Source organism: Sphingomonas sp. (assembly GCF_042091075.1).
In the GTDB taxonomy this organism is placed as follows: Bacteria; Pseudomonadota; Alphaproteobacteria; order Sphingomonadales; family Sphingomonadaceae; genus Sphingomonas.
Map to the genome: position 1 here is coordinate 1 of NZ_JBELIE010000100.1, position 12,117 is coordinate 12,117.

Annotated in this window: 11 protein-coding genes and 1 pseudogene; 2 read left to right on the plus strand and 10 right to left on the minus strand. The window is 68.0% G+C overall.

The window, feature by feature from the left end; genetic code table 11:
- The 7 genes from ACFDSW_RS10825 to ACFDSW_RS10855 form a co-directional block, all read right to left on the minus strand.
- The coding region (locus ACFDSW_RS10825) for an MFS transporter (protein WP_375250303.1) at window positions 1–1,245 on the minus strand (1,245 nt) is incomplete at its 3' end.
- Entirely contained in the window at window positions 1,238–2,059 is an 822-nt protein-coding gene (locus ACFDSW_RS10830; protein WP_375250304.1) for a metallophosphoesterase family protein, read from the minus strand. The genes ACFDSW_RS10830 and ACFDSW_RS10825, both read right to left, overlap by 8 nt.
- Window positions 2,060–2,191: 132 nt before the next feature.
- Window positions 2,192–2,914: a hypothetical protein gene (locus tag ACFDSW_RS10835; RefSeq protein WP_375250305.1), complete on the minus strand. Its 723-nt coding sequence runs from the start codon at window positions 2,912–2,914 to the stop codon at window positions 2,192–2,194.
- Entirely contained in the window at window positions 2,911–3,414 is a 504-nt protein-coding gene (locus ACFDSW_RS10840) for a hypothetical protein (protein WP_375250306.1), read from the minus strand. The genes ACFDSW_RS10835 and ACFDSW_RS10840 overlap by 4 nt, the downstream gene beginning before the upstream one ends.
- The gene (locus ACFDSW_RS10845; protein ID WP_375250307.1) at window positions 3,411–4,253 is read right to left on the minus strand and encodes a molecular chaperone; all 843 of its coding nucleotides are present in this window, start codon (window positions 4,251–4,253) and stop codon (window positions 3,411–3,413) included. Before ACFDSW_RS10845 ends, ACFDSW_RS10840 begins: the two co-directional genes overlap by 4 nt.
- Before the next feature lie 16 nt (window positions 4,254–4,269).
- On the minus strand, window positions 4,270–6,957 hold the full coding sequence (locus ACFDSW_RS10850; RefSeq protein WP_375250308.1) for a fimbria/pilus outer membrane usher protein: 2,688 nt from the start codon (window positions 6,955–6,957) through the stop codon (window positions 4,270–4,272).
- A 125-nt stretch (window positions 6,958–7,082) separates the two neighbouring features.
- Window positions 7,083–7,649 (minus strand): hypothetical protein, encoded by a 567-nt coding sequence (locus ACFDSW_RS10855; RefSeq protein ID WP_375250309.1) that lies wholly within the window; start codon window positions 7,647–7,649, stop codon window positions 7,083–7,085.
- A gap of 472 nt (window positions 7,650–8,121) precedes the next feature.
- On the opposite strand from ACFDSW_RS10855, the gene ACFDSW_RS10860 reads away from it, so the two are divergent.
- Entirely contained in the window at window positions 8,122–8,733 is a 612-nt protein-coding gene (locus ACFDSW_RS10860; protein WP_375250310.1) for a tyrosine-type recombinase/integrase, read from the plus strand.
- 333 nt (window positions 8,734–9,066) lie between these two features.
- On the opposite strand, the gene ACFDSW_RS10865 is transcribed toward ACFDSW_RS10860, so the two are convergent.
- Both ACFDSW_RS10865 and ACFDSW_RS10870 read right to left on the minus strand, forming a co-directional pair.
- A complete protein-coding gene (locus ACFDSW_RS10865) occupies window positions 9,067–9,675 on the minus strand; it encodes a hypothetical protein (RefSeq protein ID WP_375250311.1) in 609 nt (202 codons plus the stop codon).
- A 76-nt stretch (window positions 9,676–9,751) separates the two neighbouring features.
- Entirely contained in the window at window positions 9,752–11,059 is a 1,308-nt protein-coding gene (locus tag ACFDSW_RS10870) for an FAD-dependent oxidoreductase (RefSeq protein ID WP_375250312.1), read from the minus strand.
- A 241-nt stretch (window positions 11,060–11,300) separates the two neighbouring features.
- On the opposite strand from ACFDSW_RS10870, the gene ACFDSW_RS10875 reads away from it, so the two are divergent.
- The gene (locus ACFDSW_RS10875) at window positions 11,301–11,816 is read left to right on the plus strand and encodes an AAA family ATPase (RefSeq protein WP_375250313.1); all 516 of its coding nucleotides are present in this window, start codon (window positions 11,301–11,303) and stop codon (window positions 11,814–11,816) included.
- A 51-nt stretch (window positions 11,817–11,867) separates the two neighbouring features.
- Here the strand turns inward: ACFDSW_RS10875 and ACFDSW_RS10880 are convergent.
- Window positions 11,868–12,117, minus strand: a pseudogene (locus ACFDSW_RS10880) (hypothetical protein); the annotation flags it as partial.

Genomic DNA, 12,117 nt, shown 5'->3' on the forward strand with positions numbered 1-12,117 from the left:
CAATGTGGCGAGAAGGGCGACCGTCAGCATGATCGGCAGAAGGATCGCCAGGGCCTCGCCCAGCCGAGCGGCGTCGCCCAGCACGCGCTGCGTCATCCACGCCACCGCCGTCGGCCCGATACCAAGCCCGATCAGGCTCGCGAGCAGCACCGCGATCGCATGCTGCACGCCGCGCATTCGATTGGGCGTGATCTCCTGCAACGTCGCCGGTCCAGAGCCGATCGCGGCGGCGAGCAGGAAAAAGAGCGGCGTGGCGCGCCACAGAAACAGGTCGACCGTCGGCGCGATCGGAGCCGAAACGGCAAACGGGATCGCCGGGAGCAGCGCGCCGCCGAGCACGAGCAGCCGCCCGCTCGCGAATCCACGCCGCCGTAAAGTGTCGCCGACCAGCCCCGCCAGCAGCACACCCGCGCAGCAGGCGGTGGCGAGGATCAACCCAAGGCGCGTCCCCGCCTCGGCGGTCGAGAGGCCGTAGCGTCGTGCCAGCAGCGCGGGTGCCCAGGCGAGCAGCGCATAGGTGGCCATGGCGGTGAACCCGGTCGCGGCATTCACCCCCGCGACCGTCGTGCCATGACAGGCATAATAATGCGCGATCGCGGCCCGGTCGGGTGCATGCGGGGCGGCGTGCCGGCGCGTCGGTTCGCTCAGCGATGCCACCCAGATCGCGACCGCGAAGCCCACCGGCACCAGCAGCAGAAACACCATCTGCCAGCTGTGTATCGCTCCCAGCCACGGCAGCATGACGCCGTCGGCGGGCAGCAGCCGCAGCACGCCCGCGCCCAGCAGCAACGCCAGCCCCGATCCCGCAAACGGCCCCAGCCCGTAAAGGGCGGTGGCAAGCCCCAGGCGACGATCGCTGACATAGTCGCCGATCAGCGAATAGGCGCTCGGCGTCATCGTCGCCTCGCCGACCGCGACGCCGATCCGCGCCAGCAGCATCCCCGCGAAGCTGCCCGCCAAACCGAAGGCGCCGGTACAGAGCGACCAGGCGGCGATACCGGTGGCAAGCAGCGCGGTTCGCCGGCGCGTATCCACCAGCCGGCCGATCGGCAGCCCGCCGATCGCCACGAAGATCGCAAAGCTCAACCCCTGCAGCAGGCTGATCTCGATATCGTCGAGGCCGGTGTCGCGCCGGATCGGCTCCACCAGCAGGTTGAGGATCTGCCGGTCGACGAACGCGACAACATAGGCCAGCAGCAGCACCGTTACGGCATAGGGCGCGTAGCGGCGCGGCAGGTCAGTCACGGCCAAGCAACTCGGGATAGACATCGGCATAGTCCGCGAGATCGAGATCGCGCATCCGGGCCGGTCGCGCGTCTTCCAGCGAGAAGCTATCTCCCTCCAGCGTCAGGAGTGCGACACCCGTTTCCTTGCGGCCGATCGTCGCCTGCCACCGTTCGGGTATCACGAACGCGGTCGAGCCGATCCAGGCATGTTCGACGCCATCGATGATGCGGCGACGGAATTGATGGACGTGGCCGCTCGCCACCAGCCGCAGATCGACCCCGGCCAGCGCCTCGCTCATCGCCGCGCGCGAGGGCGCCGGTACGTATCGCGCCGTCGGGAACGAAGGGTCCGTCGGTCCGGTATCGAACCACGGCTTGTGCAGGAACAGCGCCACCGGGCCGCGTGCCGAACGTGCGGTCCGGCGGAGCCAGTCGAGCTGTTCGGCCTCGGCGTCCGCGCCAGTGCCCAGCAGTTGCGCATTCACGCCGATCAACGTCCAGGCGCCGCAATCGCGCATCCACCGATCCGCCCCGAACGCCGCGCGGAAATGTTTCAGCCGTTCGGGCGAGAATGGCGGTTCGTGGCCGCCGCCCGGCTCGCCGATGTCATGATTGCCGGGCACCGCCAGTAGCGGCGCCCCCAGTTCGCCCAGCGCTGCCGCCGCCGCGGCGAACTGCGCCGCGTGGATCACCCCGTTCGCGGTCACGTCGCCGAGGTGGATGACGAGGTCGACCCCCGCTGCCGCGATCCAGGCGACCGCTTCCCGCAGGTTCTGCCGGAAATCAGCGGCCTGCGCCGCCAGATGCGTGTCGGAGATGATCGCGATCCTCATGCCGTGCCTGTGGCACAGGAAGCGGCGCCCGCCGCGACCTTTCCCGCGGACGACTGTTGCGCATCAGGCAAGTCGGCCGCGAACCGGGCCGAGGCCATGGCGCCGTCTGTTGTTCTGCCGGGTGAGTGGGGATCAGGTTTGTGTGGGTTGTTTGTGTGGGGATCGCGGTTGTGGGTGTGATGCCATGAGGGTGAGGATGCGTTCTGCGGTGGCGGGGTGGATGCGATAGCTGTCGGGTGGGGTGCGTTCGATAGGGCGGGCGATGCCGGCGGTGCGCAGGGCGGCGCGGATCTGGCTGATATAGACCTTGATGATCATGTCGCGGCGCGAGCAAGTCCGGGCGATCTGTGTGAGTTCGTCGATCGGGACGGGGTCGCCGGCGGCTTCGAGGAGGCGGATGAGGACGCGCCCGGCGGCGGGGCGGATGCCGCGGATGCGGGTGTGCAACTGGTGGGCGAGGAGGCCGCGCCAGAGGGCGGCATGATCGTGGCGGGCGCTGTTGGTGGCGGCGAGGAAGCGCTGGGCGATCTGGGTGCCGGTGCCGGTGCCGTCATGGGGGTGTTCGGGGCGGGTTCTGCCGCGGGGATCGGGGGCCTGCCGCTGCTGCCACTGCCGCAGCGTGGGAGGCAGCGTGGGGGTCAGGGGATGGCGGGTATCGACGCTGGCGCTGGTGAGGAGGCTGCGGACCGCATGCGCGAGCCAGACCGCGGCGGGAGTTTCGCCGGCGGCATCGAAGGTGCGGATCGCGATCTCGAGCAGCGCGCGTGCTTCGCGCGCGGGGTCGTCGCGTCGTCGCGGGCGGGCGCCGGGGCGTTGCGGCCGGGCGGTGCGGGGGGCGGGATCGGCGCGGATCACTGGTCCTCGAAGGTGACGGTGCCGGTGCCGGTCCAGGTGCCGGGGGCATCGATCGCGGCGGCATCGGCGGCGGCGATCGCATAGACGATCTCGAGCGTGGCGCTGGTACCGGACAGCGCGAGACGATGGGCGCGATCGACGAGCGAGTGCGGGCTGGGCAGGGCGGTGCCGTTGACGGCGGTGACGACGGGATAGACCGCGACGGTGCGGGCGCCGTTGCTGACGGTGAGCGGGGTGGCGAAATGGAGGAAGAAGCCGGGCGTGCCGAAACAGGGGGTGACGGTGATCGTCACGCGCTGGGCATTGCCCGGGGAGACGCTGCCGCCGTCGATACGGGCGAAGGCACGCGCGACATTGCCGCCGACCAGCCGGCCGAGGTTCTCGATCCCGCCGGCCGAGCAGCCTTGCGCCCTGGCGGGGGGCGCGGCGAGCGTGGTCAGCGCGAGGAGTGCGGCGGTCAGTGCGGCGGGGAGCGCGGCGGGGAGTGGCGCGCGCCTCATTGCGCGGTCCAGGTCAGATGCTGGCGGTCGTCGGGCTTGTCGGTGCGGATATCGACCTTGGCATCGGGGCCGTTGACGTAGATGATCTCGATACGGTCGCCGCGCTTGAGCTTGAGCGGCAGGTCGACCGACTGGCCGGGCAGGACATAGCCGAGCAACTGGTTCTTCTCCGAGGCGGGTTCGTTGATGCCGACGGCGACGATCCGCTGGTAGATCGCGCCGGGGTTGCGCAGCGTGAGCAGCTGGTGGGGCTGTGCGCCGCCTTTCTTCTCGATCTCGCTGGGCGGGGGGGAGTCGCGCCAGCCGGTGACGGCCAGCGGGGCCGGCGCGGCGCCTTTGGGGGCGCGCACGAACAGCGGGACGGAGGCCTGTGGCTTGACGCGGATCGCGGCGGCGGCCTCGTTTTCGGGCGGGGGATTGTCGGTGCCGTCGGGGCGGTCGAATTCGCGCAGGACGAGGCGATAGTCGCTCTCGCGGTCGCGCGGCAGCGGCCTGACCGCCTTGATCGTGACGGTCTTGCGGGTGTCGGAGCCGATGCGGAGCAGCTCGGGGAAGATGGTGAAATCGTCGGTCGGCTCGAGCACGTACATATCGCTGCCGCGCTGGGTCCATTTGTAGACGCGCGCGGAGAGATAGGTGGGGGCGGCATCGTGGAGGCCGATCAGCGGATAGGCGACGCCCTTGTCGAAGGCGTCGGGGGTATCGGCGACGAGCGTCTTCTCGACGGTGATCGCGGCATCGCCGGGCGACACGAACAGCGGCGCGGCGAGCGCGGTCGCGGCGAGCGTGGCGGGGAGGGCGGTGCGGAGATAGCGGCGGCGCAGGTATCGAAGGGGCATGCGGGGTCTGTCTTTCTCAGTGACGGGTGAAGGCGGCGGTGACGCTGGTATCGAGCGAGGCGTCGCTGATCTGGAGATAGGGCAGCTGCGGCGCGACGGGTTCGGCGGGGACGGTGGGGGTGCTGCCGTCGGCGGCGGGCGGCGTGGCGGGGGTGCAGGCGAGGCCGGCGAGGCGGCGCACCACCTCGCCCTTTTTCTCCGCGCCGCCGAGCGCCTGTTTCACCGCGTCGAGCGCGATCGCGCAGGCGCGGGTGGCGTCGCCGACCTGCCAGGCGACGAGGATCGTGCGGGCGACGCGCGAGGCATCCTCGAGATAGATCGAGCCATCGGGCTCGACCGGGATCTGCGCGCCGTCGACATCGGCATAGGCATTGGCGTCGGCGGGGTTGAACGGCAGCGAGGCGAAGACGCGCGCGGGCACCAGCATGCGGGTGGCGACGGGGACGACATAGCCGCGATAGGGATAGACGGTGCCGTTCATCACCTGATCGGGCACCTGGAGCCCGAGCGGGGCATGGGCATCGTTCACGCGGACGCGGTTTTCGCGGAAGACGAGCGGGTTGGGCAGGATCGCATAGCCGGCGCCGTCGGTGCGGGTGACGGGGGTCGACTGGCCGCCGTAATAGACGTCCTCGTCGGGCAGGCTGGGGGCGGCGAGGACGACCGGGGTGGTGTTGGTCGAGCGGCCGAAGACGAGGTGATCGTCGGCGATGGCGAGCGCGCCGCGCGCGGCGAGCGTGCCGCTGATCCGGCCGCCGGGATTGCGGACGAGATTGGCGGCGGTGGACAGCGCGGCGAATTCGCGATTGTAGCTGGCGGTGGCATAGCCGAGATTGTCGACCATCAGGTTCCACTGGTCGGCCTGGCTCCAGCGCGAGGCATCGCTGCCGCCGAGCGTCAGCGTGAAGCGGTCCTGCTGCGTCCGTTCGCCGTCGACGCGGTCGGTCTGCCAGCCCGCGCTGGCATTGACCGAGCCGCCGAGCGAGGTGGACCAATTGGCGTTGGCGCTGAGCAGCGAGCGGCCATAGCCGTCGCGGCCATAGCGTGCGTAGAGCGCGAGATTGCCGAGCGAACCCAGCCCGCCGTTGATCTGCAGCTCGGCGAAGCGCATCGCCTGCGGTTCGAGCGCATAGCGGGTGGAGCGCAGCGCGAGATTGCCGCTGATGCCGGTGTCGAACAGCGGGCCGTTGAGATAGAGGCGCAGATCCTCCTCGATGCTGCTGCCGATCAGCCCGGGGGTATAGACCGCCGGCGAGAGGATGCCGCCACCGCCCACGATGCCCCCAACGGCCAGACCGCTGCCGACGCTGCCCACCACCGTGCCGCTGACCGGCCAGTAATAGCTGCCGGGGCGCTGGCCGTCATAGCCGCCGGTGAGGATGCCGCCGCCGCCGAAGCGCTGGTAATCCGCGCCGATCGAGACGCGGCCCTCGCGATGTTCGAGATAGCCGGCGAGCGACCAGCCCTGTTCGCGCTGGATCGTCAGCGGCAGTGCGGGGTTGAGGCGGCGGGCCTGCGCGGCGCCGGTGGCGCCGATGACGCCGATATTGCCGGGCAGCCGCGCGTCGACGCCGATGTTCAGCGCCGCGCTGCGCGGGGTGAAGCTGCCGCCGGCCTCAATGGTGAGATCGTCGGTCAGCCCCTCGCGCGCGCCGAATTGCAGCGCGGCGACATAGCCGCCCCCGGCGGAGAGCGCGCGGCCGATCTGGACATCGCCGTCCCACGTCCCCGCCTCGAACAGGCCCTGGGTGCGGAAGGCGTTGACCGGCAGCGACAATTGCGTGACGCGGCCGTCATAGCCGGTGATCTCGATGACGCCGCCCTGCGGCAGGCCGGCGAACAGCGCGGGGTCGATCGAATAGGGCCCCGCCGCGATCGGCAATTGCTTGAGCACCGTCTCGCCAAGGCGATAGGTCAGCACCCCCGCCGAGGCATTGTAGCCGGTGATCGCGCGCGACAGTGCGGTGCGCGGGTTACCCTGCGCGTCGAAATTGTCCTTGGTCAGCCCGAGGCCGTCGAACAGCCCGCCAGCAAGATAGCCACGCTGCCGCATCGACCCGCGCCCGGCCATCAGCGTGACGAAATCGTCGTACCAGAAGCGCCGATACGCCGCGTCGGTAAGCGTCACCCGCGTCGCACCCGAGCCTGTCGAGAGCAGGTCGGTCGTCCACGTCTGTTCGTTATAATAGGTGCCGGGATTGTGGCTGACGATGCCGCCGAGATCGAAAGCGTTCTCATCGAAGCGGATCCCGCCACGCACGTTCGCGGTGCCGGCGAACTGGCCTTGCACGATCGAGCTGCTGAGATCGTAATTGGTGTAGAACAGCCGGTCGGGGGACAATTCGGGTATGGCGGCCAGCGGCGCCCGTGCGGCGAGCTTCGTCCGCTGAAATGCCCCGATCGGCACCGTCACGTCGACGCGCGTTCCGTCGTCGGACAGCTTGGTGACCGGGATCGCACACAATGTGCGGCCACCGCGCTCAATCCGCCGCCCACAAGCGATGTTGGCGGATTGCGCCATTGACGCTTCGACATACAGCGCACCCTCGACCGCCAGCGCGAGGCCATTGCCCTGCGGCTCGCTATTGATTGTGATATCGCGCAGATAGGAGGCGAGCTCGTCCCCCGCGACTAGCAACGGCTCGGCTGCGGTTGCCGCCAGCCCGAGTGCGGCCGATGCCGCATCGACTGGAAGGGCCTGCACCGTCGCGGCACCAATCAGCAACCACGCGGCTGCATGCCGCCACAAAATCATGAGCGCCCGCCCCTGCCATTTACCTAGGGAAAAAGCCGGAGCGCCTACGATAAGACGGCGCTCCGGATAAAATATTACCAGTAAATCGTCGCAGTATTCGAACCGGTGTAAGTGCCGGCAGAAAAGCTTGACGACAGCTGAGTATTGCTAGGATCTGCTACAACGTAAAAACCATCTACGTTCTGAGCTTGGCCGGTTCCCGTTCCATTAAGAACGGATGAGGTGGTCACCGCAGTTGGCGTGATAGCGGTTCCGCCCACCTTATTGACATAAGCATAGGTATTGAAAACGGTAGTGCTGCTGGGGTCTTTGACCGGGGTTCCGCCGTTCGGTCCGGATCCGACCATATACAGACGCCATGCGGTTCCCGACGGGCAGTTCACCGATGCCAAAGTTTTCGCGGAATCGGTTCCAGCGGTGACGGTTGCCGCGACCCACTTGCCTTGCCTAGCCGCATAGGTCGATACGGTGTCGCCAACGTTATAGGTGCCAACATCCACGACTGATGCGGTAAGGGTGCAAGCGGTTCCTACCGTGAACTGAACGCCGCCAGCCGCCGTCGTCGACGCCGCATAAGCCGATCCCGAGGCGCCGAGCGCCGTCGCGCTCGCCAGGGCGGCGAGAACAATCTTCTTCATCATGTGATTCAATCCTTCAAAGGACGGGGCCTTCGCCCCCTGCAGAGCGGGCAGGTACGGATGCGGCGACAGTCCCCCTGTCATCCCCGAGCATGCGTCTGCCCCCGACACGCTCCATCCACAGGCGGGGAATACACCCCCCGCTTGCCTGTTCGGCCGGCGTGATGCCTTCGCATCCCCGCCGCCCCGTCGCCGCCGCCCGCACGCGGCGACGCATCGCCCCGCGCGCCGGCGTGCGGCACGTCATATCGTCATCGCATGGGGATGGCGGGGCGGCGGTACGGACCCGCGCCGAAGCGACAATAGGCCGCTCTCGCTGTTCCAAAACTCCCGACATTTCGCCCCCGGCTCGAGCCCCGTCCCCATGACGATTCGAGTGACGGAATATCTAATTCTGTAACATCCCCGACATTGAACGTCCAAAATAGATTGGAAATTGACGTCAATATAAGAGAAGATAATCGAGGTAGGTATCATGTATAGCCTGACCATAGCCCAAGCAGGGCAGCGCAAATATATGAGCGCTGCTGAGATACGACTTCTTCTGTCGATTGCCGACGAATTCAAGCCTGATACAATGACGCTATGTTGGGTTCTGTCATCAACCGGATGTCGTATTTCCGAGGCTCTCGCACTGACACACGTCAACATCGATCAATCACAGAAGGTGATTGTCTTTGAAACGTTGAAGAAGCGCCGCAAGGGTATTTTCCGATCGATCCCCGTTTCGTCCGAACTGATCGATATGCTGGTGCGAGTCCATCGTATCGATCGACGATATCGGGTCGACGAGAGGCCGGAGCGGCTCTGGTCTTTCAGTCGGATGACCGCCTATCGCCGCATCCGCCGGGTCATGGAACAGGCCGATCTGCACGGTCTGCATGCCGTTCCGAAGGGATTGCGACATGGTTTCGGCGTCGCCGCGATCCAGAATCAGGTGCCGCTGAACCTCGTCCAGCGCTGGCTGGGTCACGCCGATATGCGCACCACCGCGCTCTATGCCGCTGCAATCGGGCCAGAAGAACGCGCGATCGCGACGCGCATGTGGCGCAGGATGACACCGGAGCGACGTCCCGCGCGTGATTAACAAATCTCTTGATAAGTATTAATTGAGTCACCCCAAGATGGGGCTGGACATTCCGCACCGGTTCATTTGACCGTTTGTCCGGTGTTACAGAATTAGATATAGTGTAACATTTTTGTTAACGGAAAATGCCTCGGTAAACAAGTGTTTGCAAAGTAAAAACGCAAGTCGAGGTGCGAGCGATTGACGCAGGCGGTCATGTCTTGCGCTTGCTTGCCGACCAGCGCCCTCCGCGCGTCTCTCCGGTCCTCGGCGGCGCCGCCCTTTCGTCAGCGCCGCGCGCCGACACCTTCCCCTGCGGGGGAGGAGGGCGGCGTCGTCGCCCGTCGATCCGTCCTACGGCCGTGATGGAGTGTCGGCGTTGGACAGGCCCCGGTCGATCGCTTCCGCCGCCGCGTCGCGCGCGGCGGCTTCGGCGCTGATCTCCGCGGCGGTGCGCAACTCCGCCGAGGGGGCGCCGATGTCATAGCCGCTCCATGCGGTCCCACGGCGCCACCACGGGCGATGCGGCGCGCATTGCGCCTGCCATCGCGCGTCGAAGCGCTGCGCGGCAGCGAGGTGCAGCACTTCCTCGCCCGGGCCGGTGCCGCCGGGAAGGGTGGCGGGGTCGACCGCCCCGGTGGGCGTCGGCGCGGCGGGCTCGAAGGTGAAGCGCACCAGCGCGCCCGCGGCATCGCGCAACTCGCCGCATAATTGCCCGCTGGCCATCGCACTCGGCCATAGCGCCGCCGGCCGCGCGGGGACGGTGCCCGGGTGAGCGGCGGTGGTGGTGGTCAGCGCCCAATGCAATGCCGCGCGCTGTTCCGCGACATCGACCGCACGGGTGGGGCCGCAGCCCGCCAGGAGGAGCGCCAGTGCCCCTGCGATCGCCTGCGCCGTGGCCCATGTGTGGCCCCGGTTCGCCTCGCCCTTGTCGATGATCGCCCCCCGTCGTCCCGTCGTCATGATGCGCCCCTGCGCGGCGCGGGCATGGCCCGCATCATGTTGCCGTGCGGTTAAGGGCGCGGTCGCCGCGGCCGCGTCATTCGCGCGCATCCATCATCGCGTCGACCGCGACGAATTTCTCGCGCGGTGCGCCGTGGCGCGCATTGGCCATTTCGGCCTGATCGATCTTCTGCCAGTCGCGGAAGGTGACAAGGTCGACGCCACGCTGCGTCAACAGCGCGTCCAGCCCGGCGCGGCCCTTTTTGCCGCTGTCGCCGGCGGTATCGGCCGCGATATGCTCCGCGATCATGAAGCCGTCGGGGCGGTTGGTGCCGATCGTGCCGGTCGGGCCGCGTCGCGCCCAGCCGACCGCATACAGGCCGGGCGCGATGCGGCCTTCGTCATTGGCGAAGCGGCCCAGTTTCTCGTCATAGGGCACGCCGTCGATGCGCGGCGTTTGATAGCCGATGCAGCTGACCACCAGATGCGCTGGGATCGCATAGGTCTCCCCGGTCGCGACCGCGCGGCCCTGCGGATCGAGCCGGGTGCGCTCGACGATGACCCGCTCGACGCGGTCGCTCCCCTCGATCGCGACAGGCTGGGCATAGAAGTCGAAGACGATCGAGGTGGCCTTGCCGTCGTCGGTCACGCGCGGATGATCGGAAAAGGCGCGCAGATGCGCCACCGCCTTGCGCGTGCCGGGGTCGAGGATCTCGTCATCCTCGCGCGGGGGCAGGTCCGCGGGGTCGACGATCGGGGTGGCGCGGGCGAGATGCGCCAGCTCGCCCAGCTCCTTCGGGGTCATCGCGATCTGATGCGGGCCGCGCCGCGCCAGGATCGTGATCGTGTCGGTGCCATGTGCGCTCAGCGCCGCCAGCGCGTGGGCGACGATATCGGATTGCGCGAATTCGTCGGCGCTCTTGGCCAGGATGCGCGCGACGTCGAGCGCGACATTGCCCGCGCCGATCACCACCGCGCCGGGGCCGTCCAGCATCGGCGCGAGCGCGGCATGATCGGGATGGCCGTTGTACCAGCCGACGAACGCCGCCGATCCGACGACGCCGGGCAGCGCGGCGCCGGGAATATCGAGCGCGCGATCCTGCGGCGCGCCGGTCGCCAGCACGACCGCGTCATACAGCGCGATCAGTTCCGCCACGGTCACGTCGCTGCCGACGCTGACATGCCCGACGAAGCGCACGTTGTCGCTGAGCGCGGTGGCTTCGTAACGGCGGCTGACGCCTTTGATCGATTGATGATCCGGCGCCACGCCCGAGCGGATCAGCCCGAAGGGGACGGGCAGGCGGTCGATGATATCGACCCGCACGTTATCGCCGAATGCCTTTTGACAGGCCTCGGCGGTATAATAGCCGGCCGGGCCGGAGCCGATCACCGCGACGTGGCGCATCCTGGCATCTCCTCTGCTTGTCGTCACAGGCTAAACGCTTGAGCCGCGGGACGCCAGACGGCCACAGCGACGATCTTGTCTGCCGCCGTTTTGGTGCTTAAACCGCGCATAACATGACGATAAGGGAAGGGGCCGCGGCGCCGTTGGACATTATATGCGTCGCGCCTGGCGACCGACGCGGTGTCGGCGCGTTCCCGGCCGGGATCGGGTCGCTCGCGTCACGGCGGAGGGTGATGTCGTCATGACGCTGCGCACGATCTGTCTGCACGGCCCCGAAAGTACCGGCAAGTCAACGATGGCGGCGCGGCTGGCGAAGCATTTCGACACCGTCTACGTCCCCGAATTCGGCCGTACCTATTGCGAGCGTTATGGCAGCGACGTTACGATGGCCGACCTGGTCGTGATCGCCCATACGCAGGATCTGAAGGCGCAAAAGGCGATGGACGCGGGCGACGGGCCAGTGATCCTCGATACCGATCCGCTGATGACGGCCGTGTGGGCGGACATGATGTTCGGTCGGCGCGATCCGTGGTTCGCGCGCTGGGCCAATACCGCCGACCTGTATCTGTTGCTCGACATCGATCTGCCGTGGGAGTCGGATGGCGTGCGCATCTATGGCCAGCCGGTCGACCGGCGGCGCTTCTACGATCTGTCGCGGCGCGAGCTGGATCGGCGCGGGGTGGCGTACCGCACGATCGGGGGCGAGGGCAGCCGCCGCTTCCTCAACGCGCTGGAGGCGATCCGGGCGGCATCGTGAGGGGGCGGCGGCGCCACGGGGGGCGTGCCCCCATGCGCCGCCGCCGATCGATCAGCGATGCAGCGCCGGGGCGTCCGGCGATGCTTGCGACGGCGCGAGCTTGGTGTTCAGCACCCAGCCGACATTGTCGTTCTCGTCAGCGACCTCCCACCACAGGCCGTTCTTGTTGCCGGTGGGGTAGAGGATGCCGCCGATCGGGATCGTGCGGATCGTCTTCGCCGATGCCGCCGCGCTGGCGCGGAGCGCGACGGGGGATTGTGCGGTGAAGGTTTTCGCCGGCGCCGCCTCCGCCGTGCCGGCG

Bases quoted from the DNA above. Each gene is read 5' to 3' on its own strand.
- ACFDSW_RS10830 (WP_375250304.1), bottom strand. From the start codon at position 2,059: ATGAGGATCGCGATCATCTCCGACACGCATCTGGCGGCGCAGGCCGCT.
- ACFDSW_RS10875 (WP_375250313.1), top strand. From the start codon at position 11,301: ATGACGCTGCGCACGATCTGTCTGCACGGCCCCGAAAGTACCGGCAAG.
- ACFDSW_RS10845 (WP_375250307.1), bottom strand. From the start codon at position 4,253: ATGCCCCTTCGATACCTGCGCCGCCGCTATCTCCGCACCGCCCTCCCC.
- ACFDSW_RS10860 (WP_375250310.1), top strand. From the start codon at position 8,122: ATGTATAGCCTGACCATAGCCCAAGCAGGGCAGCGCAAATATATGAGC.
- ACFDSW_RS10865 (WP_375250311.1), bottom strand. From the start codon at position 9,675: ATGACGACGGGACGACGGGGGGCGATCATCGACAAGGGCGAGGCGAAC.
- ACFDSW_RS10870 (WP_375250312.1), bottom strand. From the start codon at position 11,059: ATGCGCCACGTCGCGGTGATCGGCTCCGGCCCGGCCGGCTATTATACC.
- ACFDSW_RS10840 (WP_375250306.1), bottom strand. From the start codon at position 3,414: ATGAGGCGCGCGCCACTCCCCGCCGCGCTCCCCGCCGCACTGACCGCC.
- ACFDSW_RS10855 (WP_375250309.1), bottom strand. From the start codon at position 7,649: ATGATGAAGAAGATTGTTCTCGCCGCCCTGGCGAGCGCGACGGCGCTC.